Genomic DNA, 24,214 nt, shown 5'->3' with positions numbered 1-24,214 from the left:
GAAGCGATGAGATCCGTCCGATTCGGTCTAGTGGCCCTCACCGCGGCGGTGGCGCTCGTTGCCTTCGGCAACGTCTATGCGTTCCACTCCGGCGGCGTGGCCGAGTGCGGAGGGTGCCACAGCATGCACTCTCCGGATCCCGCGGGCACCCACCTGCTCATCGGGCCCGACACGAGCTCGACCTGCCTGAGCTGCCACCAGCAGTCGGGGCTCACGACGCCGAGCAGCTACCACATCAGCACCGCGGATGCCGACATGCCGTCGGGGACTGCGCCGCGTCAGCGCACGCCCGGCGGTGACTTCGGTTGGCTCAAGAAGACGTACACGTTCACGGTTCGCGGGACGACAACGACCGAGGCCGGGCAGACCCACGGACACAACATCGTCGCGTCGGGTACCGGTTTCGGCTACACCGTCGACACCGATAACCCGACCTCGCCGGGCGGAACGTACCCCTCCGCTCAACTCGGGTGCGCGAGCTGCCATAACCCGCACGGCAAGTACCGCCGCCTGAGCGACGGCACGATCTCGCCGACCGGCGCCGCCATCATCGGATCGGGCTCCTACAACAACAGCGTCACCCCGGCCGCCGGCCAGGCAGTGGGCGTCTACCGCCTCCTGAACGGTAACGGCTACACGACCGATGGCGTGACCTTCCAGGGCAACCCGCCGGCCGTCACCCCCGCAACCTACAACCAGTCCGAAGCGACGAACATGGTCCGCACCGCGTACGGGTCGACCGCCGGCATCACCCAGTCGGGCCACGAGAACTGGGGCACCTGGTGCGCGACCTGCCACGGCGACATGCACTCGAGCGGCAACTACGTTCACCCGACGGACGTGGCCCTCTCCGGCGTCGCCGACACCTACAACGCCTACGTGATGAGCGGTAATCTCACCGGCACGAGCGCGAGCTCGTTCAACTCGCTCGTTCCGTTCGCGGAGGGGTCGACCGTCACGAGCTATGCACTCCTGGCGACCCTTGCGAAGAACGACAACACGGCGGTCGGCGGTCCGTTGGGAAGCGACCAGGTCACCTGCCTCTCCTGCCACCGCGCGCACGCGTCGGGTTTCCCCGAGATGCTCCGATGGAACATGGAAGGCGAGTTCATGGTCTACAACGGCCAGTATCCGGGCACCGATACGACCCCGACGGTTCCGCAGTTCTCGCGCGGCCGCTTGGGCGCCGAGATGCAGGCTGCCTACTACGATCGGCCCGTGACGCAGTTCGCCACGTATCAGCGCGTGCTCTGCAACAAGTGCCACGCTCAAGACTAGGCCGCTGACGCCCGAGGGCGTCGTGACCCGAAGGGGGGCCGATCTCGATCGGCCCCCTTTTTGCTTTTGTCGATCCCCTATGATGCGCGGCGGGAGAAAGCGGGTGCGGTTACGCTCTGCGGTCGGCGCGGCGGCGTTCGCGTGTGCGCTCGCGGGATGCGCGGGCGCGCATCGCGGGACGGGAGACGCCCATCCCGCGAGGGCGCCGGGCGCTGCGAGCTTGTTCGTGTTCGCGCGCGGCGGCGCGCCGCCGGCGGACGCCGTGTTCGCTCGCCGCGAAGACGGTGGCCTGGCACCGCTCGAGGTCGCCTCGATCCCGGCCGGATCCCGGCCCGACGCGGAGCACGCATGGCTCACGGGCTGGATCCCGCCCGGCCCGTATGCCGGCCTCGAGCTGCACACCGGTCCCGAGACGGCGGTCGACGTTCCGTTCCCGTTCCTCGCGATCGCGGACATGGGAACCGTCCTCCTCGCCGGCGCGCCGCCCGCGGCGACGCCCGGCGCTCCCGCGCCGCCTCTGGTGCTCGCCAAACCTCCAGCGATCGCGAGCGGCCTTCTCGGGCTCGTCAGCGTGGCCTCCTGGGATGCGCTCGAGCTGTTCGACAAGCGTTCCGGCCGCGTCGCCCAAGTCCTCCCCGTGGGGCGCGGACCCGGAGGCATCGCGATCGACGTTGCGCACCTCCGTGCCTACGTCGCCCTCAGGGGGGACGACGGTGTCGCGGTGGTCGACCTCCTCGAGGAGCGCGTGCGCGAGCGCGTCATCCTCCGGGGTGGCGACGCCCCTGCCGACGTCGCCGTGACCCCTGACGGTCGCACGCTCCTCGTCGCCAATGCCGGCTCCGACACCGTGAGTTTCGTCGACACGATCGCGGCGGTCGAGACCGAGCGTGTCGCCGTCGGCGCGCGCCCGGTGAGCGTCGTGATCGCGCCGGACGGCCGCAAAGCCTACGTCGTCGCCGAGCGCGGCACGGCGGTCACCGTCGTCGACGTGAACGCGCGCACCGTGGCGGGGACGATCGCAACCGACGCGGGGCCCGTCCAGGCGCGGCTCGGCGGACGCTCGAGCGAATTCCTCTACGTCGCGCACGGCGACTCGCCGTATCTCCTGGTCGTCGATGCGCCGTCGCTCTCGGTCCTTCGGCGGGTGTACGTCGGCAACGGCGCCCGAGCGCTCGAGGTCGAGCCGAAGACGGGACGCGTGCTTCTCGCGCGTGCCGGCCAGCGAAAGGTCGAGGTCTTCGATCCCGGCTCGTTCCTCCCGGTCGACGAGATCACCCTCTCCGGCGACGCCGTCTACCTCGCCCTCGAGAACGAAGGAAACGCCCTCGGCGTTCTGGTCGCCGGACCCCGGGAAGCCGACCTCTTCGGCAACTCCGGGCGGCGGCTCCAGACGCGTGCGGCGGTTGGTCCCGATCCGGTCGCTTTGCGGTTCGTGGATGCGCAATGACCCGGAGGCGGACGGTTGCCGTCGTCCTCGTCGCCGCGGGAGCCTTTCTGAGGCCGTCCTTCGCCGGCGATCTCACCGGGTACGTCGAGCTTTCCTATTCCGACTCGGCGTTCACCTTTCAGCCACCCGCGGCGTTGTCCGTGGAGGAGAACGGCACGGCGTTCACGCGGCGGGCGAACGCCACGTGGACACGCCGTCTGTTCCCCAACCTCCTCATGCAGATCGGCGGATTCTACGAGCGCACCGACGGCACCCTCGCCGACTCGGGATTCTCGCGCGACGTCGCCACGACCCGGCTCCGGCCGTTCGCGCGTTTCGCGCTCCGCTCGCAATACGTGATCGGCGAGCTGTCGTGGTACCGGAACGAGGACACGCTGCGCGCCGAGGGGCTGGCGACCTTTCAACTCACGCGTGACACCTTCCTCGGGGTCGCCGGCTGGTATCCCGCGGAACTTCCGTCGCTGCGCGCGGAGCTTTCGCGCACCGAGGATCGCGACGCGACGAAGACCTTGGTGGACGTCACCCAGGACATATTTCGGCTCACCTCCGACTACACTCCCGTGCCTTCGACCCGCCTCTACTATCGCGGGCTGCTCGAGCGCGACGACGATCGGATCCGCTCCACCGAGTTCACGACGATGACGCATTCGGGCGAAGCGCGTTTCGGCGACCTCTTCTTCGACGACCGCTGGGACGTGAGCGCGAACTGGAACGGAGCTTGGCGGAAGGTGACCGTCGACTCGGCCGGTACCGGCGAGCTTCTGATTCCGATCTTCCCGGTCACGGGCGGCTTCGTCATCGACGACACGCCGGCCGACGGAACCCTCGCACCCCTCCCGGCCCTCATCGACGGGAACACGCTGGTCGGAACGGGCATCAACCTCGGACTGCCGCCGCCGGCCGGGGACTCGCGGCCGCGCAATTTCGGCGCCGACCTCGGCCTTCCGGTCGGCATCAACGTGGCGCGCGTCTGGGTCGACCGCGACCTGCCGCCCGAGATCTCCTCCCGCTTCTCGTGGGGGATCTGGACGAGCGACGACGGGACGAACTGGCTGCCTCGGGCGACGGTCGCCACGGCACCGTTCGGGCCGTTCGACACCCGGTTCGAGCTGCGCTTCCCGGCGGTCAACACGCGCTACCTGAAGGTCGTCGTCCGGCCGCTGATCCCGTCGGTCCCCTCGGCTTCGTCGTACCCAACCATCCTGGTCACCGAGCTCGAGCTCTTCCTCGCGCAACCCTCCGGATCGGCGAGCAGCACGACGACCCGCACACGGAATCTGCTCCAGGCGAATTCGCGTCTGCGTCTACTCAAGGACGTGGGATTTTATTACGAGACGGGGCTCTACGCCGCGACGACCACCGGAAGCCCAACGATCTGGACCTTCTCGAACGGGCTCTCGTTCCAGAGGCAGTTCACGGACGTCTGGTCGCTCTTCTCGCGCGTGACCCGCGAGGACGGGGAAGACCAGGGCGGCCGACGGTCCGCGTACGTTTACACGGCGTCCGTGTACGCCAATCCCCTGGACACGCTCCGGAACAGCCTCACCCTGAGCGGGACGAACGAAGACCGGAGCGGCCTCGCGACCGACAGCATCGGGGTCTTCCTGAACTCGGACGCCGCGATCTACCACGGGGTCGATCTCAACGTGAGCCTGGGGCAGTCCCACAACCAGGTGACCAACGGACCTTCGACCGATACGACCCAGTATCACGTCGGCTGGATGTTCGTGCCGCATCCGACCCTGACGGTCAACTTGAACTTCGACGATCGGGACTCGACGATCCACGCCGCCGGCGTGCCCGACCGTCCCCAGGTCGTTCGCTACGAGGAAGTCGCGGTAGCCTACGACCCGGTGCCTTCGATCTACCTGTTCGCCTCGCGTCGCTTCGAGCAGCGCACCCTCGAAGCGGACCGGACCATCGACGCCTTCGCCGCGAGCTGGTCGCCGTTTCCGGGAGGAACGTTCCGCTTGAGTCTGAATTACAGCGAAAATCGAGATACGTTCAGCGACGAGGTCGATCGCACCTTCACGCCGAACCTCCGCTGGAACGTCAACGGCGCAACCTATGTCGAAGCCTCGTACCAGGACCTGACGACCGACTCGACCGTAGGCCGGACCCACCAGTCGATCCTGGCCGCAACCTTGCATTTCGGATTCTAGGGGGAAGAGATGAGAACGAGCTGGACGGCACGCGCGACGGCGGTCTTGATCGTGTTCGGGGTCTCCGCTTGCTCGTCCCACCGGAAGGCCGAGGTCACCTTTCACGACCCGAAGATGGACTTCAGCCTCGTCCAGAAGGTCGGCGTGCTCCCCTTCACGAATCTGGCCCAGACGCCTGCGGCCGGGGAGCGCGTCCGCGACGTTTTCAGCACGATGCTCCAAGCGGGGGGCTCGATCTACGTCCTCCCTCCGGGTGAAGTCGCGCGCGGGATCGACCGAGCGGGGCTCACCAAGCCGCAGACGCCGACCGCCGAGGACTGTACGAATCTGGGGAAGCTGCTCCAGGTCGACGCCGTGATCACCGGGGTCGTCCGGGAGTACGGTGAGGTGAGATCGGGAACGGCGTCGGCGAACGTCGTCTCGATCAGCGTCGAGATGATGGAGACGCAGACCGGCCGCGTCGTCTGGAGCGCGGCCTCGACGAGAGGCGGCGTCTCCGCGGCCGACCGGTTGTTCGGCGGCGGCGGTGAGCCGATGGACGAGATCACCACCGAGGCGGTCCGTGACCTGCTGGACAAGCTCTTCAAGTAGGACCGGCCTACTCGCCGGACTCCTCTTCCTCCTCGCGGCCGAAGTCCACGCCGCGGAGGGCCATGTGCCGATCGCGCTCCTCCCCGCGTCGGACACGTTGAACGCCGGGGTGCCGGTCGACCGCATCACGGACGCCCTCGCGGCCGCGCTCGTCGCGCGCGGTTTCGCGCTCGTGCCTGCCGAGCGGGTCCAGGCGGTCCTCCGGGCGCGTCGGGAGCGATCGGTGTCCGGCGTGTCGGGGCCGATCGCCGCGGCGCTCGGCACGGAGGCGGGCGCGGGGGCGATCCTCGTGACCGCGGTGGACGACTGGCACGAAGGCGAGATGCCGCGCGTCGCGCTCACCGCGCGTCTCGTCGGGGCCACGCCGGAGGCGCCGATCTTGTGGGCCGACGGCACGGCGCATCATGCGCTCGAGAAGCCGGGTGCCTTCGGGCTCGGACTCGGCAAGAACGCCGACGACCTGCTCGCGATGGCGGCGGAGGAATTGGCCGTCTCGATCGCGCGCGGCCGGCCGTCCTCGTCGAGGAAGGTCGAGAAGCGGTTCCTCCCGCGCTCGCTGGCGGCGACGGCTCCGCGCGACGTCCCCGCGCGGCGGCGGGTCGCGGTGCTCCCGTTCTTCACGGACGGTCCCGACCGCGGGCTCGGCGATCTGCTCGCCCTCCAGTTCGTACGCCACCTTTCCGAGGACCCCGCGTACGAGATCGTCGAGCCCGGGGTGGTTCGCCAGGCGCTCCTCGATACCCGCGTCATCCAGGAGGACGGAGTCTCCCTCGCCCAGGTCGATACGGTGCGCGCCCTCCTCGACGTCGACATCGTCGTGTCCGGCCGCATCACGCAGTACGACCCGCTCGGCCTCTCGCCGGGCAGCCCATCCTCCGGTTTCTCGGCGCGTGCGATCGACGCACGTACACGCCGGGTCGTCTGGTCGTCGTTCAGCTACGCGGCAGGCGACGACGGCCTTCGCTGGTTCGACACGCGCTGGGTCCGCTCCGGCGTCCTCCTGACCTCCGACCTCGTCCGCGGCGTCCTCGTCCAACTGGAGAAAGCTCACCCATGAACCGCTCCGTCCCGTCCGCGCTCGTCGGCCTCGTGCTCGCGCTCCCCGCAGCCTCGGCGACCGCCCCCGTGGACCGCAAGCTCGCAACCGTCAACGGTGACGCGATCACGCTCCATCAACTGGCGTCCGATCTCGACGGCGCGTCCGATCCCGATCCCTGGCGTGGTCTCGACCGGCGAATCAAGGTGACCCTCGTCGTGCAGGAGGCGGACCGCATGGGTCTCGACGACGCCCTCGAGGTCAAGGATCAGCTCGGCGTCTTCGAACGGGACACGTTGCGCGACGGCCTGTTCGCCACGCGGATCGCCGCCATCAAGCCCGACCCGAAGGCGGTGGCGGCGATGGAGCGCGCGATGGCGACCGAAGTGCGGATGCGGTCGATCCTCGTGGCCAAAGAGGGGGACGCGAAGCAGCTCGTCGCGGCGAAGGACTTCGAGGCCGCGATCAAAGAAGCCGCCGCCAAGGGCCAAGGGCAGATCGACGAGGGCGAGGGGTTCATCAAGATGTCCGAGCTGAAGCCGGAGGTGATCGACGTCCTCGCCAAGCTCCAGCCGGGGCAGGTCTCGGCGCCGTACGCGATGGGTGAGCAGTTCGCCGTGACGCGGCTCGTCGAGCGGCGCCAAGTGAACGACCCGGGGCTCCATGAGCAGGCCGAGGCCGAGGTGGCGAAGCGAGCACAGACCGCGACGATTTCCGCCTACGTCGACGAGCTGCGCGCGAAATACGCGAAGGTCGATCGGAAGATGCTGCAGGTCGATTTCGATGCGAAGGAGCCCGGTTTCGAGGCTCTCCTCAAGGACCAGCGCACCGTCGCGACGATCCAGGGCGAGGTGCCGATCACGATCGGCGAGATCGCGGGCGCGCTCCGCAAACGGCTGTTCCACGGCACCGAGAACGCCGGCGGTCGTGGGAAGCTCAACCGTCGTAAGTCGGAGATCCTCGACGACCTGATCGCCAAGCGCGTCGTCATCAAGGAGGCCAAGCGGCTCGGGCTCGACAAGAAGCCTGCCTATCTCGCCCTGCTCGAGGAGAAGCGGCGCGAGCTGCTCTTCGGCGCGTTCGTCGGGAAGGTCTTGGCGACCGATGTGAGCGTCACCGATGCCGAGGTCCAGGCCTATTACACCTCGCACAAGAAGGAGTTCACGGAGCCGGAGATGATCCGGCTCGACGCCGTCGCGTTCGATTCTCGCCCCGCGGCGGAGGCCGCGCTCGCGAAGCTCCGCGCGGGCGCCGACGTCGCGTGGATGAAGGGGAACGCGAACGGGAGGCTCGACCCCTCCGCCGTGCCCGCGGACGCTCGCATCCCCGTCACGCCGGTCATCCGTGACGAGTTGCCTCCGGCGCTCAAGGAGTCGCTCGCCGGAGCGCACGCGGGGGAATACCGGCTGGTCGCGCCGCCGACGGGGCCGCCTACGGTCGTGCTCGTGCGCGATCTCTTCACGGGCAACACCCAACCCCTCGCCGACGTCGCAGGTGGCATCCGAGGAAAGCTCTCCGGCGAGAAGCGACAGGCGGCGTTCGAAGCCTATGTCGCGAAGCTACGCGCCGCGTCCCAGGTGAAGATGCTCGTGACGGAGCCGGAGCTGAAGGCGCTGGTTCACTCTCCGACGGTAAAGACCTCGACGCGCTGATTCTCGCGGTCCGCGACGACGACCGTCTTGCCGCTTACGCAGAGTCCGGAGGGCCAGCGTAGGTAGCCGTCCTTCCACCCGAAGGCGGACTGCCTGCCCCGGAACGACCCGTCTGCGCCGACGATGACGATGCCGCCGCCGTCCTGATCGGCGACGAATAGGCGGCCGCCGCCGTCGGTCGCGAGGGCCCCGGGGAAGTCGAGATCTTCGACGAGCGACTTCCCGAGCGGCGCGAACTCCTTGTCCTCGGCTCGAGCGCCGTAAACGCGCTTCGTCACCGCGTCGACGACGTACGCTGTCTCGTGGGAGCCGAGAGCGACGTCGACCGGGAAACGCGCGTCGGCGGGAAGCGCGATCGTGCGCGCCCCCGCACCGGCCGGGTCGAGGACGACGACGCGGTGGCCCGCGAGATCGAGGGCGTAGACGTTCCCGGATGGCGCTAGGGCGAAACCGATCACCGCCCCTTCCAGCTCGATCCAGCCACCGAACGATCCGTCGGCCTTGATCTTTCCGATCCGCCTCGACTTCCCGTCGAGGACGAACAGCGTGCCGTCCTTTCCGCGGTCCGCGCGGATCGGGTAGGCGATCTCCTTGACGGCGAACGCGGTGGTCGTCCGCACGAGGGCGCCCGAAATCTCGAACTCGATCACGCGGCCGTTTCCGCTGTCCGCGACGACGAACGCGCCGACGCCGCACCCGACCCCCTGGGGCTTGCTCAGCGCGACCCCCGCAGCATCGGCGTAGAGGACCCCGGTCGGACGCAGCTTCAGGACTTCGGCCGCCCGTAAATTGCCGAAGGCGAGCAACGCTACCCAAGCGGCTTTCCTCATCGCGCTCACCTCGCGAGCTCGATGTGGCACTGGGTGCAGAGCTCGTTCTTCGGGTCGGCATGGAGGAACGACTTGAACGCGGTGCCGTGCGAGCGGTGACAACTCAGGCAGCTCACCGTCAGGTTCGGGTTGCGCTTGTCGATCGCCTTCTCCCCGATCGGATGGGCCGAGTGGTTCTTCCAGTCGTGGCAGGCGCCGCAGAGGTCCATGACGTTCGCCTGCTCGAAGAGGAACGTCTCGTCGGCGGCGTGCGGTGCATGGCAGGTCGAGCACTGGCCTTCGTCGACGGGGGGATGCTTGACGAGCGACTTGGCCTGCCGCGCCACGGAATCAGCGTGGCAAGTTCCGCACAGCGCCTTCTGCGGGGCGAGCAGGAGCTTGTCGGCCTTGGAGGCATGCGGCGTGTGGCAGTTCGCGCACGACTTCGGCTCGAGGACCGGTGCGTGGACGCGCTTCTTCCCCTCGATCTCGACGAAGAGAGCGTTGTGGCACCCGCGGCAAAGCTCCGGCGCTTGCCGTTTGGCGACGACGGGACCCGCGGCCGGAGGAGCGCCGTGACATTGGACGCACTGCTTGTTCGCCACCGGCGCGTGGACGCTCGCCCAGAGGATCCCCTTGTTCGGCGAGCCGTGAGGATCGTGGCACGACAGGCAGTTCGACGCCGCCACCGGATACCCCATGTGCGCCTTGCCGAACCCGGGCTGCGAGGGGTTGTGGCACCCGGTGCAGAGCGCCGGCGGTGCCTTCGCGAGGAGCGACGGCGCGGTCTTCGACGCGTGCGGGTCGTGGCAGTTGAGGCAGCTCTCTGTGACCGGCCCGTGCTTGTGTGTCGCCGCGTCGAGGCCGGCCTTGATGTCCGCATGGCACCCGAGGCACAGCTCGTTCCCCGCGCGGACGAGGTTCGCCTTGTTCGGCGATCCGTGCGGGTCGTGGCAGGAGACGCACTTGCCTTCCACCACGGCGGCGTGCGTGCTCTTCGCCCCTTCGGGGATCATCGACCCGTGGCAGGAGGCGCAGATCTTCGAGGGGTCGTCCTCGAGGAGCTTGCCGTGCGTCGAGGCGTGCGGGTCGTGACATCCGGCGCAATTGCCGGCCTTCACGGGTGTGTGGACGTGGGGCCTCTTGAGAACGTCCTGGAAATCGGCGTGGCAGCCGAGGCAGATCGTTCCCGCCGCCCCGGGCTTGAGGTGGAACTTCGCCGTCGGGTCGTCGGCCGCGAGCGCCGCGGCCGGGAGCATCATCGCGAGCGCGACCGCGAGCCTAGCGCTTGACGACATGGCATTCCTCGCACGAGCGCGCGGCGAACGGCGCGTGGACCTCGGGCTTGAACAGCTTCGGGTCCTTCGAGCCGTGAGGATCGTGGCAGCGGACGCAATTCATGACCGACGGGTCGATGCCGAGGTGGGCCTTCGTGAACGCGGCCTCCTTCACGTCGTGACACCCGGCGCAGAGCGATTGCTGGCGATCGACGAGCAGTCGCGGCTCGGACGCGAAGTGAGGCTGGTGGCACGTCGTGCACTGGCTCTCCGCCGGTGGGTGGGTGTTTCCGGCCTTGAGCGCCTCGCCGATCGGGCCGTGACAGCTCAGACAGAGATCGGGCTCTTGCGCGAGGAGCAGCTTCGGGAGCTTGGCCTTGTGCGGACTGTGACACGACGTGCACTTGCCCTGGGTGAACGCCGCGTGCCGGCTCTTGACCCCCCTGGCCGACGGGTCGAGCTCCGAGTGGCACGCGAGACAGAGCGTCTCCTGCGCGTCCACGACCATGCCCGGTTGGCTCGAGGCGTGCGGGTCGTGACAGGTCGCGCAATCGCCCGAGGCGAACGGAGGATGGGTCGTCTCGCTCTTGTCTTCCTTCATGAGCGCGGCGTGGCACGTCGCGCACAGGTCCGCACCGGTCTTCTTGACGAGCTTCGGCTCGGGGCCGCCGTGGACGAGGTGGCAGGAGGCGCACTCGCCGGCGAGGACCGGCTGATGGACGGAGCTCTTCGCGAAAGCGACCTCGGCATCGCCGTGACAGCCGTAGCACAACCGGTCGGCACGGTCCTTCAGGAGCTTGGGGATTTCGGCACCGTGCGGGTTGTGGCACGCCGTGCAGTCGCCCGCGGCGACCGGCGCGTGTTGGACCTTCGCCCGGCGCGCCGTCCCGATGTCTTCGTGACAGGCGATACACGTGTCGGCGACGGGCTTGTCGAGCAGCTTCTCTTGCCTCGCGGCGTGGGGCCGATGGCAAGTGATGCAGCCACCGTCGACGGCGGCGTGTGGGAACGGGAATTTCTTCGTCTCGTCGGCGTGGCAGGCGCCGCAGAGCTCGGCGCCCGGGCGCGCGAGCAGCTTCTCCTGCTGCGAGGCGTGCGGATCGTGGCACGAGGCGCAGTCGCCGGCCTCGAACGGTGCGTGAAGGTGCGTTCCCCCCCCCTTCAGGTCGTCGAGGTCATGGCATTGCGTGCACAGCTCGGCGCCTTTCTTGACCACCTCGAACGGCTTCGGAGCATCCGCCGCCGCATGGCAGGAGTCGCACGATCCGGAGACGACCGGCGCGTGCGCGGAGCCCTTCATGAGCTTGGGCTGATCGGAGGAATGCGGATCGTGGCACACCATGCAGTCGGCGGAGGCGACCGGGTAGTCGGCGTGGGCCTTCTTGAAGCTCGCGTCTTCGGGCTTGTGGCACGAGATGCACAGGTCCTTCTTGGGCCGCGTCAGGAGTGCGGGCTCGGCGGAGCTGTGGGCGTCGTGGCAGGCCTTGCATCCCGTGGTCTTCAGGACGGCGTGGACGTCCTTCCGCTCGAACGGCTTGCGGTCGTGACACGTGTAGCAGGTCTCCGCTCCTTCGGCGCGGAGCAGCGCCGGGGCCTTCGAGCCGTGAGGTTCGTGACAGGTCGTGCACTTCTCACCGCCCTTGAGCGCCGAATGGATGTGCGGCTTGTCGAGGCCGATCGACTCCTTCGAGTGACAGGACACGCAGAGCGCGCTCCCGTCCTTCTTGAGGAGAAGCTTGCCGACGAGCCCGTGCCTCAGATGGCAGGTCTCGCACTGGGCGTCCTTGACCCCCGGGTGGAAGACGGAGAGCGGCTTCAGCGTCTCGGCGAAGGCGGAGTGGCAATCGAGGCAGGCCTTGGCTTCGAATTTTCGCGGGGCGGCGGCGAAGGCGGGAGGCAGCACGAACATGACCGCCATCGCGACGAACGCCGCGCGGCCGCGGATGGTGCGCACGAGGATCCTCCCGCCGGACGCGGGACTATAACAAAGGAAAAGGGTCGAAATCGTCCTAACCCAGTCCGAAAGTCTTCATCCGGTAGCGCAGGGCGTCGCGACTGATCCGGAGTAGGCGCGCCGCCTTCGACTGATTGCCGCCGGTGCGCTCGAGCGCCTGGCGCACGAGCTCGAACTGGACGTCCTGGAGGGAGACCCCCTCCTCGGGGAGACGGATGACCTGCGCCGCGCTCGCCGGCGGCGGGCCGGTCGATTCCGCCGGGGACTGGAGGATCTCCTCCGGGAGGTCCGTGACGTCGAGCTCCTCGCGGCTCTCGAGGATCATCACCCGCTCGATGACGTTCCGGAGCTCCCTCACGTTTCCGGGCCAATCGTGCCGGACGAGGCACGCCATCGCCTCGGGGGTCACGCGCTTCGTCTGCTTCTTGAACTCGCGGTTGAAGGTCTCCAGGAAGTGCGTGACGAGGTCGGGGATGTCGTCCTTCCTCTCGCGCAGGGGCGGGAGATCGATCGGGACGACGTTGAGACGATAGAAGAGATCCTCGCGAAACGTCCCCGTCCGCGCCATCTTCTCGAGGTCGCGGTTCGTCGCGGCGATGACGCGTACGTCGACCCGGATGTCGGCGGAGCCGCCGACCCGCTTGAACGTCTTCTCCTCGAGAAAGCGGAGGACCTTCGACTGGAGCTGCGCGCCCATGTCGCCGATCTCGTCGAGAAAGACGGTGCCGCCGTTCGCCACCTCGAGCAGGCCCTTCTTCAGCGTCTTCGCATCGGTGAAGGCGCCGCGCTCGTGCCCGAACATCTCGGACTCGAGGAGCGTCTCGGTGAGCGCCGTGCAGGTGATGTTCATGAACGGTTTCGCGGCACGGCTCGACGCGTAGTGGATCGCCTTCGCGACGACGTCCTTCCCGGTCCCCGACTCCCCGCGGATCAGGACGGTCGAGGCCGCGGAATCGGCGACCTTGCGGACCATCGCCAGGATCTGCTCGGTGGCCCTCGAGCGGCCGACGATGTTGGTGATGCCGTACTGGCGCACGAGATCGGTGCGGTGCCGGCGGACCTCGCGCTTGAGACGCGTCGTCTCGAGCGCCTTGGCGATCGTCGCGAGCAGCTCCTCGTAGTCGACCGGCTTGTTCAAGTAGTCGTGGGCGCCGAGCTTCATCGCCTCGACCGCGCTCCCGATCGACGAGAACGCCGTCAGCAGGATCGCGGAGGTGTCGAGGTGCAGCTCGCGCACGCGCCTCAGCACGTCGATCCCGGTCATGTCCGGCAGCCTGAAATCGAGGAGCAGGAGGTCGGCCTGCCCCTCATCGTCCCCGATCAGCTCGAGCGCCGCGCGGCCGGTCTCCGCCTCGAAGACCTGGTAGCCAGCGTCCTCGAGGCGCTTGCGCAGGGTCATGCGGAGGAGCTTCTCGTCCTCCAGGATCAGGATCTTCTCGCGGATGTCAGTCGTCATCATGCCTCGCGCGGCAATGTCACGGTGAACACCGCGCCGGACCCGCCCGGCGAAGCGGCGTCGATCCGCCCTCCGTGCGCCTCGACGATCTTCTTGACGATCGCGAGCCCGAGGCCGGTGCCCTTGGATCGCGTCGTGAAGAATGGCTGGAAGATCTGCTCGAGCTTGTCGGGCCGGATCCCGGGGCCGGTGTCGGCGACCGAGAGGAGGAGCTCGTCGCCCGTGGCCGCCGTGGTGATCGTGACCCGGCCGCGGTACTTCATCGCCTGGATCGAGTTCAAGACGAGGTTGAGCACGACCTGCTCGATCTGCCGCCCGTCAATCTGCATCACCAGGGGCTCCTCGGCGAAGTCTCGCACGACCTCGATCCCGGCGTTCGCCGGATCGTCCCGGAGATTCTGGAGGATCCGGTCGATGAGGGCGTGGAGATCGATCGGCACCCTGTCGAGGGCGCGCGGCCGTGCGAACGTCAGGAGGTCGTGGACCGTCCGCGACAGTCGGTCGACCTGGTGGATGATCTCGACGCCGATGTCGTGGCGCGTGTCGCCCTCGGGGTAGCCTTCGAGGAGGATCTCGCACCCCCCTCGGATCCCCGCGAGCGGATTCCGGACCTCGTGCGCGACCATCGCCGCCAGCTCGCCGACCGCGGCGAGCCGCTCCCGCTCGAGGTAGTGGCGCTCCATCTGCTTGAGCGCCGTGATGTCGCGGACAATCCCGGTCGTTCCCGTGAACGCCCCCGCGGCGTCTCGGAGCGGCGCGACGGTCAGCGCGAAGGTGACCGGTGAGCCGTCTTTCCGGACGCCGTTCGCCTCGAGGTTTCGGAGGGTGCGGCCCTCGCGGAGGTCCGCGTCGATCCGAGTCGCCTCGCCCGCCTGAACGACGAGACGCTCGAGGGTCTGTCCCTCCATCTCCGCCTCGGTCCAACCGAACATCGCCTCCGCAGCCGGGTTCCACGACCTGACCCTCCCGTCGGCGTCCCGCACGACGATCCCGTCGGCGGTCGACTCGATGATGCGGGTGAGAAAGTCGCGGGTTTCCTCGAGCGCCTCCTCGTAGCCGGTCCGGTACCGGATCACGAGGACCGCGATGACGGAGGCCATGGAGACGCTGATCAGGACCGTGCGAGCCGTGTGGTACGCCTCGCCCGGCACGGCCCCGGCAGGGAGCACGGCGCGATCGATCAGGCGGAACACGCCGAGGACCGCCGCCATCGCCACGGGCGGAACGACGAGGAAGTGCCAGAACTTGACCGGCCGGAGGAGCGCCACCACCGGAAATCGTAGCGCCATATCCCGCAGGAGTGCGTGAGAACCCGCAGAACCCGGCGGCACAAGTGTGGTCGGCGGCGCACATCGCGATGGCGCGGGTCTTGCCTTCTCTCATTCCCATGGACCACCCGCGAATCCTGCTCGTCGAGGACGACCGGCTGGTGCGGATGAACCTCGTCCTGGTCTTGGAGCGCGACGGGTACCGGCTGGACACCGCCGCCTGCGCCGCGGAGGCCTACGACCGGCTCGGTCGGGGCCACTACGACCTCGTCCTCGCCGACATCGGGCTCCCCGACTCCGACGGCTTCGACGTTCTCCGGGCGGTCAAGCGCGCCGATCCTTCGACGAAGGTGGTCCTCGTCACCGGATCGCAGACGGATTTGACCGCGGAGCAAGCGATCGGAGAGGGGGCGGAGGACCTTCTCCTGAAGCCGTTCGCGCTCGCCGACCTCATGGCGACGGTCCACCGCTACACGCGAGCGTGACCTACCCGGACGTCTCCTCGGGCGCCTCCATCGGCGGGAGGAGCTTCACCAGGACCGTCAAGATGACGAGCGGGAGGACCATGATCGCGAGGGCCGGCAAGAGTCCCTCGCGGGTCGCGAAGCCCATCTTGTACGTGGTGTAGCCGAGGAAGCTCTTCGAGAAGAGCTGTCCGCCGATCACGACGTTCCATCGCATGGCGAAGATCCCCGCCAGCGTCGCGATCCCGGCGACGACGTAGAGCGATTTCCGCGCGCGGTCGCTCATCCGGATGAGCTGGACCAGGGCGAGGATCGCGATCGGCAGCAGCGTACCGAGGAAGATCTGAAGGACGACCTGTGACAGGAACAGCCGCGACTTGACCATGAAGTCGAGGCTCTTGAACGACTCGTCCGACTCGTATACGCGGTGGATCAGGTCGAGCATCTCCAGCGAGAAGTCGATGAGGAAGGCGTACATGAGGTAGCGCGCCATCGTGTCGACGCACCGCATGTCGATCGCGATGCGTTTGAGGACGCACACCGCCATGTAGAGGAGGAGCACCGCCGCGATCCCCGAGACGACCGCCGAGAAGAGGAAGACGATCGGCATGAGCGGCGTCGACCACCAGGGGTTCGCCTTGATCGAGCCGAAGATGAAGCCGACGTAGCCGTGAAGGAGGAACGCCGACGGGATCCCGACGATCGTCACGAACCGGCCGACCTTGTCGTCGATCGCGAGCGCCGCCGGCGAGACGTTGTAGGAGCCGAGCGACATGAGCTTGTAGACGCGACCCCGCCATCCGGGGACCGTCTGCGCGAAACGGACGATGTCAGTCCGGTAGTCGAGCCAGATCTCGATGACGAGGACCGCGAGGAGATACCAGAGGTAGACGAAGCCGAACATCGCCATCGCCGAGGTCGTGTGCGGGGTCAGATACATCTCGAACGAACGCTCGGGATGCCCCAGGTGCATCTGGAGCGGGAGCGGGGCGACGATCATGAACGCGAGCGCGACGAGGAGCGCCAACCGGTAGGTGGGTTTCACCGCCTCGACGTTGAAGACCCTCTCGAGCGACGCGAGGATGAAGGCGCCCGCGACGAGGCCCGTGATGAAGGGGTAGAGGACGATGAGGATGCTCCACTGCAGCTCGATCTCGTTGGGATACATGAACCCGTCGACGCCCATCGCCTCCTCTTACCGGACCGAGCCGTCGAGCTCGGCGTAGTAGACCTTGGCGCCGGTCGCGAGCTGGGGCTTGAGCACCTGCACGGGGTGGGTCCGCAGCACCGTGTGGAACGGGTCGCTCGGATTCTTGAGGTCGCCGAGCTGTCGCGCACCCGTGGGGCACGCCTCGCAGCAGGCGGTCGTCAGTCCCTTCGTGATGCGGTGGTAGCAGAGCGAGCACTTGTCCACGGTGTTCGTCCGTGGATCGATGAAGCGGCATCCGTACGGGCAGGCCTGCACGCAGTAGCGGCAGCCCAGGCAGTAGGTCTTGTCCACGAGCACGACACCGTCCGGGCTCTCGAACGTGGCGCCGACGGGACAGACCTGGACGCAGGGCGAGTGCGCGCAGTGATTGCACATCTTCGGGACGAAGAACGCCTTGGCGCCGGCCTCGATCCTGTACCGCTCGGGGAAGCCGTCGTAGCCCCCGTTCGGCGAGTCGACGATGGGGAAGTCCTCCGCCGTCGGATTCGCGGGGTCCCGCTCGGGGACGTAGTACCGCTCGACCCACGTCCGGAAGTAGTAGGGCTCCCTGGGCACGTCGTTCTCGGCCTTGCAGGCGCGCACGCAGTTCCCGCAGCCGATGCATTTCCCGACGTCGATGAGCATTGCCCACCAGTGGCGCGTCGCGTCGTAGTTCGGTGCCTTCTCGGGAGCGTCCGCCATCACGTACTCGTAGGCCGCGGCGGCGGCGCCGGTGAGGACGAGGAGCTTCGCGAACTCGCGGCGAGTCGACTCCATGACGCCTCCTACGCGTCCGGATGGTGCGGATCGTGGCAGTCCTTGCACGCGTTGCCGTCCGCGTGCGCCTTGATGTCGACCTGGGGGAAGGTCTTCGGCTTCGCGGCGTTCCGCGCGTGGCAGACCGGGCAGAGCTCGCGGGTGTCGGGCATGGACGCGGAAGCCGACGTCGGATCCGCCGCGTGCGCGGCCTGCGCGCCGTGACACGCTTCGCAGCCCACGCCGGCGTGCTTCCCGTCGTGGAGCTTCGCGGCGCTATCGTCGTGACAGTCGGTGCACGCCCCGCGTCCGGCGAACGCGACGGGGCGTGACGCGACGTCGGCCAGCGCTCCCGAGCGGTAATGCCCGAGGTCCCCGAAGCCCTTCGGGACGAGCGCCGCGCGCGCGAGAAGGAAAACGAGGAACGCCCCCAAGAACAGGGCGGCGAGCCGGATCAAATGCTCCCGGTCCTCGAGGAGATGTCTCATCGCATGTCCTCTGGAGACGGGGCGAGTGTACGGGCCGATTCAACGGACAAACCGGACCCTCGCGGTCTTGAGCCGGACGAGGTGGCGTGCGAAATTCCTCCACCGCATGAGCGTGCCTCTGTGGAGATTCGCGGCAGTCCTGACGGCCTCGGTCGCCGCCGCAACGCTCGCCCTCGCGGCGCCGGCGAACGACGATTGCCTCGCGTGCCACGACGACGCTGGGATCACCGCCGGCGACGGCCGATCGGTGACCGTCTCGGCGAAACCGTTCGCCGATTCCGTCCACGGACCCCTCTCCTGCATCGACTGTCACGCCGATCTCGCCCATGCGGACCTTCCGCATCCGGAGAAGCTCGCGAAAGTCGATTGCGCCGTCTGCCACGCGGATCCGGTCTCGGCGTACGGAAAGAGCGTCCACGCCGAGGCTCGGCGGAACGGGAACTCGGTGGCGGCGACGTGCATCGATTGCCACGGAAAACACGACATTCGCCCGTCCACCGACCCGGCGTCTCCCACGTACGGGCTCCACCTTCCCGCGACGTGCGGCAAGTGCCACGGCGATCCCAAGGTCATCGCCGCGGGGAAGATCCGGATCGGCGACGTCGTGACGACCTACCACGACAGCATCCACGGGAAGGCGCTCGAGAAGAGCGGCCTCGTCGTCTCCGCGAAGTGCACCGACTGTCACGGCAACCACGAGATCCGGCGAAAGTCGGATCCGGGAAGCGGCGTTTTTCGCGCCAACGTACCCGCGACCTGCGGGAAGTGTCACGAAGGCATCCGGGCGCAGTACGCGTCCGGGGTCCACGGGACGAAGCTCGCGGCCGGCAACCCGAACGTTCCCGTCTGCTCCGACTGCCACACCGCGCACCACATCGAGCGCACCGACGCCGACCGCTGGAAGCTCGACGTCCTCGCCGAGTGCGGCTCGTGCCACGCGCAGTCGCTCAAGACCTACCGCGACACCTTCCACGGCCAGGTGACGAGCCTCGGATTCGCGCGCGTCGCGAGCTGCGCCGACTGCCACGGCGCGCACGCGATCTTCCCGAAGACCGATCCGCGCTCGACGATCTCGGGCGAGCACCGCGTCGAGACGTGCCGGAAATGCCACGCGGGCGCCGGCGCGAGCTTCGCGCGCTATGACCCCCACGCGGACAAGCGCGACGCCGATCGCAATCCGCCTCTCTACTGGACCGCCCGTTTCATGCAGCTTCTGCTCGGCGGCGTCTTCGTGTTCTTCGGGCTCCACACGAGCCTCTGGTTCCAGCGGTTGCTCCGCGGGGACCCGCCGCCGAAGCCGCCGAAGCCGCTGAAGCCGCCGAAGCGGAAGGACGCACGATGACCGGCCGCCACATCCGGCGGTTCGATAAGGCTCAGCGCGCGACGCACCTCGCGATGATGGTGAGCTTCCTCGGGCTCGCCTTCACCGGGAGCCCGCTCCTCTTCCACGACGCGCCTTGGGCGGCTCGGCTCGCGCGGCTGCTCGGGGGTCTTCCGGTGGCGGGCCGCCTCCACCGGTTCTTCGCGGTCGTGCTGATCCTCGTCTTCGCGGTCCATGTGGGACGGATCGTCCGCCGGCTCTTCATCGACCGCGATCTCGGGGTGCTGTGGGGGCCATCGTCGATGGTCCCGCAGCCGCGCGATCTCCGCGAGCTGTCGCAGCACGTCCGCTGGTTCGTCGGCCGTGGCCCGCGTCCCCGCTTCGATCATTTCACCTACTGGGAAAAGTTCGACTACTGGGCGGTGTTCTGGGGGATGTTCATCATCGGGGGGTCGGGGCTGCTCCTCTGGTTCCCGGCGTTCTTCGCGCATGTCCTCCCGGGGTGGGTCTACAACGTCGCCCTTCTGATTCACGGCGAGGAAGCGCTCCTCGCCGTGGCGTTCATCTTCACGATCCATTTCTTCAACGGCCACTTGAGGCCCGACAAATTCCCCATGGACACGGTGATTTTCACCGGCACCGTGGACGAGGACGAGTTCCGGAAGGAGCGTCCCGACGAGTACGAGCGCCTGGTCCGCGAGGGGGGGCTCGACGCCCTGACCGTCCCGCCCCCGAAGGCGCGGGTCGTCCGTCGCGGACGGATCGTCGGCACGATCGCGGTCCTGTTCGGATTGATGCTGTTCTGCCTTATCATCCACGCCGTGGTCCATCATCCATGACGGAACGGCACAACCCGTTCACGACATTTTTCCACGCAATCACCCGGAACGGCATCAGTCTGGCCGGGGCGGCGCTGACGACCGCCTCCGCCCTCCTCTTCCTGTCGCTGTTCACGATCGAATCGCTCGGCTTCGAGGGCGGACCGTATCTCGGCATCGTCAACTTCGTCGTCGTTCCGGCGCTCTTCGTCCTCGGCCTCGTCCTGATCCCGGTGGGGCTCGCCATCCAGCGCCGGCGGACGCGCAATGCCGCCGCGCACGGCCAGGCGCCGCCGCGCCTCCCGATCGTCGACCTCAACGTCGATCGCACGCGCGCGATGGTCGTCATGTTCTCGGGCGCGACGATGCTCAACCTCGTCATCCTCGCGGTCGCCACCTACAAGGCCGTCGAGGTCATGGACACGACGAAGTTCTGCGGCGCCTCGTGCCATTCGGTCATGGCCCCCGAGTACACGACCTATCAGCGGTCCCCTCATTCGCGCGTCGCCTGCGTGAGCTGCCACATCGGCCCGGGCGCCGGCTGGTTCGTCAAGTCGAAGCTCTCGGGATCGTGGCAGCTCATCTCGGTGAACCTCAAGCTCTACCCGAAGCCGATCCCGACGCCGGTCCACAACCTGCGCCCGGCGCGCGACACGTGCGAGCAGTGCCATTGGCCCACGAAGTTCGTCGGCGACCGTCTCCGGGTCATCACGCACTACGCCGAGGACGAGCCGAACACCGAGACGAAGACGGTCGTCCTCCTCAAGGTGGGCGGGCTTCAGGGTCGCACGTCACGCGGCATCCACTGGCACGTCGACCCCGGCGTCCGGATCCGCTACCGGTCCGACGAGAAGCGCGAGACGATCGGCACGATCGAGTTGACGCGTTCGGACGGCACGGTCACGACCTATGCGCCGAAGGAGGACAAGGGCGGAGAGTGGCGGACGATGGATTGCCTCGACTGCCACAACCGCCCGAGCCACATCTACCGGATGCCGGAGGCCGAGATCGATCGGGCCTTGGCGGAGGGCGCGCTCGACAAGTCGGTCCCGTTCCTGCGGCGGGAAGGGCTGAAGGCCATCAAGGCCGAGTACGCCTCCCAGGACGAGGCGCGCCAGAAGATCGCCGGCACCCTCGAGGCGTTCTACGGGAAGGAGCAGCCCTCGGTCGATCGCGCCAAGGTCGACGCTGCGGCGCACGAGCTGGGAAACATCTACGCGACGAACGTCTGGCCCTCGATGAACATCAAGTGGGGGACGTACCCGAGCCACCTCGGCCACACGGACTCGCCGGGCTGCTTCCGATGCCATGACGGCGAGCACGCCGACCCGGGCGGCCGCGCGATTCCCCAAGACTGCGATCTCTGCCACACCGTCCTGGCGCAGGACGAGCCGAACCCCGAGGTCTTGAAGACCCTCCAGCCCTGAGCGGACGTTGCGGCGATGAGACGCGCGGTCGCGATCGCCCTCCTCCTGGCTCTGGGCGCGTGCGGGAAGAGCGAGGCCCCGGCCCCGCCGCCGGCGAAGACCGCCGTCGCCGAGGCGAAGTACGTCGGCGGCGAGGCCTGCCGGTCGTGCCACGCCGAGATCTGGTCGACCTTCGCGAAGACCGGGATGGGTCGCTCGTGGTACCCGATGGCGGGCGCCCCCGTCATCGAGGACTGGACGAAGCACAACTCGTTCACGGTCCCGTCGACCGGCCTCCACTACACGATGACGCGCCGCGACGGGAAGTTCTGGGTCAAGCAATCGATCGCGGACGGCAAGGGCGGTCAGACGGCGATCGACGAGCGCGAGCTCGTCTGGGCGGTCGGCTCCGCGAACCACAGCCGCCAGTACCTCCTCGTCCAGGACGGCAAGCTCTTCCAGGCCCCCGTGTGCTGGCACACGACGGATCCGGTGTGGGACCTCTGCCCCGGATACGAGTACAACAACTTCTACTTCGCGCGCGACACCGGTCCGCAGTGCGTCTCCTGCCACAACGATCCGATGAAGCTCGTCGCCGGCACGCACAACCAGTTCGAGGACCCGATCCCGCACGGGATCAGCTGCGAGCGGTGTCACGGCCCCGGGAGCGCGCACGTCGCGAAGTGGGATCAGGGCGCGACCCCCACGGGCCAGCCCGACCCGACGATCGTCGACCCACGGCGCCTGACGCCGTCACTCCGGATGCAGGTCTGCTTCCGTTGCCACCTCGGGGACGCGAAGGCGTCCGAGCGCGTCTCGCGTTATCAGGCCGCGCTCGAGGATTGGCGGCCGGGCACCCCGATCACGACCGCGATCATCCCGTACCGCTACGTCGAGAAGACCGTCCACGACTTCGGCCTGTCGGGGCAGGCCGACCGGATGTTCCTCTCGCGCTGCTTCACCGAGAGCGGCGGCAAGATGGAATGCCTGACCTGCCACAACCCTCATAAGACGATCTTCCGCGACGACCGTCCGGCGGATTTCTTCAACGCGAAGTGCCTCGGTTGCCACGACGCCTCGGCGTGCAAGGCGCCCGCCGCGGCACGGCAGAAGACGAAGCCGAAGGACGACTGCGTCTCGTGCCACATGAGGAAGGGCGAGCCCGACGATCAGCGCCACGTTCTCTACACCGACCATTTCATCCGTGCGCGGATCGACCAGCCCGAGCAGGCGCGCACGCGGTTCGACCTCGAGCTTTTCCCCGAGCTGCCCGTCGATCTTCCGGCGCCCGAGAGCGCGTTCTACGCCGGCCGCGCGATCTCGCTCCGGGCGAAGATGGCGCCGCGGGAGGTGCGTCCGGCCATGTACCCGCAGGCGGAAGCCAAGCTCAGGGAGGCGATGAGCCTCGGCTTCGCGCAGGCGGACGGACCGTACTTCCTCGGACTCGCCCTGCAAGATCAGGGGAAGCACGGCGAAGCCGCGCAGCAGTTCGCGGCGGCGTACGCGAAGAACCCCGCCGACTTCGACATCGCGTTCGCCTACGGGCAGTCGCTCCTGCGCGCGAATCGCGTCCCCGAAGCCGAGCCGGTCTTCACGACCCTCGCGCGCGACAACCCCACCGCGGCCGGGCCGCTCGCCGAGCTCGCTCGCATCAAGACGATGTCGAACGACTTCGCCGGAGCGCTCGCGCTCTTCCAGAAGGCGATCGTGCTCGAGCCGTGGAATCCCGCTCTCCACGCGAACGCGGCCAACATGCTCTCCGCGCTCGAGCATCACCCCGAGGCGATCGCCGAAGCGGAGAACGCGGTGCGCCTCGATCCCGAGGGCGCGCGCACCTGGAACGCCTACGCGATGCTGCTCGGGAGGGCCGGACGCGGCGCCGACGCGGAGGTCGCGCAGCGTCGCGCGCGCGAGCTGTCGAAGGCGCCGGGGCTGCGTCTGAGCGACGTCGCGGACAAGACTATCGGTCGGTGACGCGCCGGTGTGCGCCCGGCGGAGGCGCGGGCGCGGTACTGCGCTCGATCGCCGCGCGGTCGCCGTCGGCCCAGAGGGTCGCGTAGCGCGTGAGCGCGGTCGACGTCGCCAGCTCGAGCTTCGCCTTGATGTTCTCGCGGTGGGCCTGGACCGTCTTGGCGCTGATGTGGAGGCGCCGCGCGATCTCGGAGGCGGTGAAGCCGCGGCCGAACATCTCGAAGATCTCGAGCTCGCGGTCGGAGAGAACGGTCGGAACGGGCGTCGGTGACGTCACGGCGTGGAGGCCCGCCGCACGGCGGACGAGCCGCTCGGTCACGTGCGGCGAGAGCGCCAGCTCGCCGCGCAGCACCTGGCGAATCGCGCTGATGAGCCGCTCGGAAGGCGCGCTCTTCGCGACGTAGCCTTGCGCGCCCGCGCGGATGACCCGCTCCGCGAACATCGTTTCCTCGCGCATCGAGAGGACCAGGATCGGCACGCGGCTTCCGAGGCCGCGGATGTCGCGAATCAGCTCGATCCCGTTCCCTTCGCGAAGCGTGAGATCCGCGATGACCAGATCGGGGTGCTCGGACTTGAAGAGAGCGACCGCCTCGGCGCCGGTCGTGGCCTCGCCGCACACGGAGAGGTCGGCCTCGTGCGCGAGCATTTCGATGATGCCTCTCCTGACGAGGGGATGATCTTCGACGACGAGGATGCGCGTCGATTTGCTCGCGGAGGGACCCGAGGGCTTCGTGGCTTGTTCTCTCATCACGTGCTCCCGGTCTGAAGTTACACCGCGCCGGCCGCAGCGGACATAGGGCATTTCCCTAAGGTTCGATCGGCCCGTCTCCCGGGGGCGGATCGTCCCTCCTCCGATTGTATTCGCCTGCGC

General features: G+C 68.2%; 20 protein-coding genes. 11 read left to right on the top strand and 9 right to left on the bottom strand.

Annotation, left to right across the window (positions count from 1 at the left end; genetic code table 11):
- The first annotated feature begins 6 nt into the window (after positions 1–6).
- The 6 genes from VFV19_17790 to VFV19_17765 all read left to right on the top strand — a co-directional run bounded on the left by VFV19_17790 (position 7) and on the right by VFV19_17765 (position 8,166).
- Positions 7–1,278 carry a hypothetical protein gene (locus VFV19_17790; protein HEX4826156.1) on the top strand — a complete coding sequence of 424 codons (1,272 nt, stop codon included), beginning with the start codon at positions 7–9 and terminating at the stop codon, positions 1,276–1,278.
- A gap of 103 nt (positions 1,279–1,381) precedes the next feature.
- Positions 1,382–2,725: a hypothetical protein gene (locus VFV19_17785; GenBank protein ID HEX4826155.1), complete on the top strand. Its 1,344-nt coding sequence runs from the start codon at positions 1,382–1,384 to the stop codon at positions 2,723–2,725.
- The gene (locus VFV19_17780) at positions 2,722–4,887 is read left to right on the top strand and encodes a hypothetical protein (protein ID HEX4826154.1); all 2,166 of its coding nucleotides are present in this window, start codon (positions 2,722–2,724) and stop codon (positions 4,885–4,887) included. Before VFV19_17785 ends, VFV19_17780 begins: the two co-directional genes overlap by 4 nt.
- Positions 4,888–4,896: 9 nt before the next feature.
- Positions 4,897–5,478: a GNA1162 family protein gene (locus VFV19_17775; GenBank protein ID HEX4826153.1), complete on the top strand. Its 582-nt coding sequence runs from the start codon at positions 4,897–4,899 to the stop codon at positions 5,476–5,478.
- A complete protein-coding gene (locus VFV19_17770) occupies positions 5,450–6,535 on the top strand; it encodes a hypothetical protein (protein HEX4826152.1) in 1,086 nt (361 codons plus the stop codon). The genes VFV19_17775 and VFV19_17770 overlap by 29 nt, the downstream gene beginning before the upstream one ends.
- Positions 6,532–8,166, top strand: a complete 1,635-nt coding sequence (locus VFV19_17765; protein ID HEX4826151.1) for a peptidyl-prolyl cis-trans isomerase — start codon at positions 6,532–6,534, stop codon at positions 8,164–8,166. Before VFV19_17770 ends, VFV19_17765 begins: the two co-directional genes overlap by 4 nt.
- Here VFV19_17765 and VFV19_17760 read toward each other — a convergent pair.
- The 5 genes from VFV19_17760 to VFV19_17740 are packed head-to-tail and all read right to left on the bottom strand — an operon-like array spanning position 8,133 to position 14,930.
- The gene (locus VFV19_17760) at positions 8,133–8,996 is read right to left on the bottom strand and encodes an NHL repeat-containing protein (GenBank protein HEX4826150.1); all 864 of its coding nucleotides are present in this window, start codon (positions 8,994–8,996) and stop codon (positions 8,133–8,135) included. The two genes, VFV19_17765 and VFV19_17760, sit on opposite strands and share 34 nt — an antisense overlap.
- Before the next feature lie 5 nt (positions 8,997–9,001).
- A complete protein-coding gene (locus tag VFV19_17755; GenBank protein HEX4826149.1) occupies positions 9,002–10,273 on the bottom strand; it encodes a cytochrome c3 family protein in 1,272 nt (423 codons plus the stop codon).
- Entirely contained in the window at positions 10,257–12,206 is a 1,950-nt protein-coding gene (locus VFV19_17750; GenBank protein HEX4826148.1) for a cytochrome c3 family protein, read from the bottom strand. Before VFV19_17750 ends, VFV19_17755 begins: the two co-directional genes overlap by 17 nt.
- Before the next feature lie 55 nt (positions 12,207–12,261).
- Positions 12,262–13,662, bottom strand: a complete 1,401-nt coding sequence (locus VFV19_17745) for a sigma-54 dependent transcriptional regulator (GenBank protein HEX4826147.1) — start codon at positions 13,660–13,662, stop codon at positions 12,262–12,264.
- The gene (locus tag VFV19_17740) at positions 13,662–14,930 is read right to left on the bottom strand and encodes an ATP-binding protein (protein HEX4826146.1); all 1,269 of its coding nucleotides are present in this window, start codon (positions 14,928–14,930) and stop codon (positions 13,662–13,664) included. Before VFV19_17740 ends, VFV19_17745 begins: the two co-directional genes overlap by 1 nt.
- Positions 14,931–14,962: 32 nt before the next feature.
- Here VFV19_17740 and VFV19_17735 point away from each other — a divergent pair, with 32 nt between their 5' ends.
- Positions 14,963–15,415, top strand: coding sequence for a response regulator (locus VFV19_17735; protein ID HEX4826145.1), 453 nt, complete (start codon positions 14,963–14,965; stop codon positions 15,413–15,415).
- 1 nt (position 15,416) lies between these two features.
- Here VFV19_17735 and nrfD read toward each other — a convergent pair whose 3' ends face one another.
- From nrfD to VFV19_17720, 3 genes are read right to left on the bottom strand one after another with little or no spacing between them, the layout of a single operon-like run.
- The gene (gene nrfD, locus VFV19_17730) at positions 15,417–16,580 is read right to left on the bottom strand and encodes an NrfD/PsrC family molybdoenzyme membrane anchor subunit (protein HEX4826144.1); all 1,164 of its coding nucleotides are present in this window, start codon (positions 16,578–16,580) and stop codon (positions 15,417–15,419) included.
- Between the two features lie 9 nt (positions 16,581–16,589).
- On the bottom strand, positions 16,590–17,360 hold the full coding sequence (locus VFV19_17725; GenBank protein HEX4826143.1) for a 4Fe-4S dicluster domain-containing protein: 771 nt from the start codon (positions 17,358–17,360) through the stop codon (positions 16,590–16,592).
- Between the two features lie 8 nt (positions 17,361–17,368).
- Positions 17,369–17,827, bottom strand: a complete 459-nt coding sequence (locus VFV19_17720; protein HEX4826142.1) for a multiheme c-type cytochrome — start codon at positions 17,825–17,827, stop codon at positions 17,369–17,371.
- Between the two features lie 106 nt (positions 17,828–17,933).
- Here VFV19_17720 and VFV19_17715 point away from each other — a divergent pair, with 106 nt between their 5' ends.
- The 4 genes from VFV19_17715 to VFV19_17700 are packed head-to-tail and all read left to right on the top strand — an operon-like array spanning position 17,934 to position 23,346.
- The gene (locus VFV19_17715) at positions 17,934–19,169 is read left to right on the top strand and encodes a cytochrome c3 family protein (protein ID HEX4826141.1); all 1,236 of its coding nucleotides are present in this window, start codon (positions 17,934–17,936) and stop codon (positions 19,167–19,169) included.
- Entirely contained in the window at positions 19,166–19,987 is an 822-nt protein-coding gene (locus tag VFV19_17710; GenBank protein ID HEX4826140.1) for a cytochrome b/b6 domain-containing protein, read from the top strand. Before VFV19_17715 ends, VFV19_17710 begins: the two co-directional genes overlap by 4 nt.
- Positions 19,984–21,393 carry a NapC/NirT family cytochrome c gene (locus tag VFV19_17705; protein HEX4826139.1) on the top strand — a complete coding sequence of 470 codons (1,410 nt, stop codon included), beginning with the start codon at positions 19,984–19,986 and terminating at the stop codon, positions 21,391–21,393. The genes VFV19_17710 and VFV19_17705 overlap by 4 nt, the downstream gene beginning before the upstream one ends.
- Positions 21,394–21,408: 15 nt before the next feature.
- Positions 21,409–23,346, top strand: a complete 1,938-nt coding sequence (locus VFV19_17700; GenBank protein ID HEX4826138.1) for a tetratricopeptide repeat protein — start codon at positions 21,409–21,411, stop codon at positions 23,344–23,346.
- Here VFV19_17700 and VFV19_17695 read toward each other — a convergent pair.
- On the bottom strand, positions 23,333–24,091 hold the full coding sequence (locus VFV19_17695; protein HEX4826137.1) for a response regulator transcription factor: 759 nt from the start codon (positions 24,089–24,091) through the stop codon (positions 23,333–23,335). The two genes, VFV19_17700 and VFV19_17695, sit on opposite strands and share 14 nt — an antisense overlap.
- Positions 24,092–24,214 lie beyond the last annotated feature (123 nt).

It is taken from the genome of Candidatus Polarisedimenticolaceae bacterium (genome assembly GCA_036275915.1).
GTDB lineage: Bacteria > Acidobacteriota > Polarisedimenticolia > Polarisedimenticolales > DASRJG01 > DASRJG01.
Note: the sequence above shows the minus strand (reverse complement) of the source record. Positions and strands in the feature narration are given on the sequence as shown.

Bases quoted from the DNA above. Each gene is read 5' to 3' on its own strand.
- VFV19_17790 (HEX4826156.1), top strand. From the start codon at position 7: ATGAGATCCGTCCGATTCGGTCTAGTGGCCCTCACCGCGGCGGTGGCG.
- VFV19_17780 (HEX4826154.1), top strand. From the start codon at position 2,722: ATGACCCGGAGGCGGACGGTTGCCGTCGTCCTCGTCGCCGCGGGAGCC.
- VFV19_17775 (HEX4826153.1), top strand. From the start codon at position 4,897: ATGAGAACGAGCTGGACGGCACGCGCGACGGCGGTCTTGATCGTGTTC.
- VFV19_17765 (HEX4826151.1), top strand. From the start codon at position 6,532: ATGAACCGCTCCGTCCCGTCCGCGCTCGTCGGCCTCGTGCTCGCGCTC.
- VFV19_17760 (HEX4826150.1), bottom strand. From the start codon at position 8,996: ATGAGGAAAGCCGCTTGGGTAGCGTTGCTCGCCTTCGGCAATTTACGG.
- VFV19_17755 (HEX4826149.1), bottom strand. From the start codon at position 10,273: ATGTCGTCAAGCGCTAGGCTCGCGGTCGCGCTCGCGATGATGCTCCCG.
- VFV19_17745 (HEX4826147.1), bottom strand. From the start codon at position 13,662: ATGACGACTGACATCCGCGAGAAGATCCTGATCCTGGAGGACGAGAAG.
- nrfD (HEX4826144.1), bottom strand. From the start codon at position 16,580: ATGGGCGTCGACGGGTTCATGTATCCCAACGAGATCGAGCTGCAGTGG.
- VFV19_17725 (HEX4826143.1), bottom strand. From the start codon at position 17,360: ATGGAGTCGACTCGCCGCGAGTTCGCGAAGCTCCTCGTCCTCACCGGC.
- VFV19_17720 (HEX4826142.1), bottom strand. From the start codon at position 17,827: ATGAGACATCTCCTCGAGGACCGGGAGCATTTGATCCGGCTCGCCGCC.
- VFV19_17715 (HEX4826141.1), top strand. From the start codon at position 17,934: ATGAGCGTGCCTCTGTGGAGATTCGCGGCAGTCCTGACGGCCTCGGTC.
- VFV19_17710 (HEX4826140.1), top strand. From the start codon at position 19,166: ATGACCGGCCGCCACATCCGGCGGTTCGATAAGGCTCAGCGCGCGACG.
- VFV19_17705 (HEX4826139.1), top strand. From the start codon at position 19,984: ATGACGGAACGGCACAACCCGTTCACGACATTTTTCCACGCAATCACC.
- VFV19_17700 (HEX4826138.1), top strand. From the start codon at position 21,409: ATGAGACGCGCGGTCGCGATCGCCCTCCTCCTGGCTCTGGGCGCGTGC.
- VFV19_17695 (HEX4826137.1), bottom strand. From the start codon at position 24,091: ATGAGAGAACAAGCCACGAAGCCCTCGGGTCCCTCCGCGAGCAAATCG.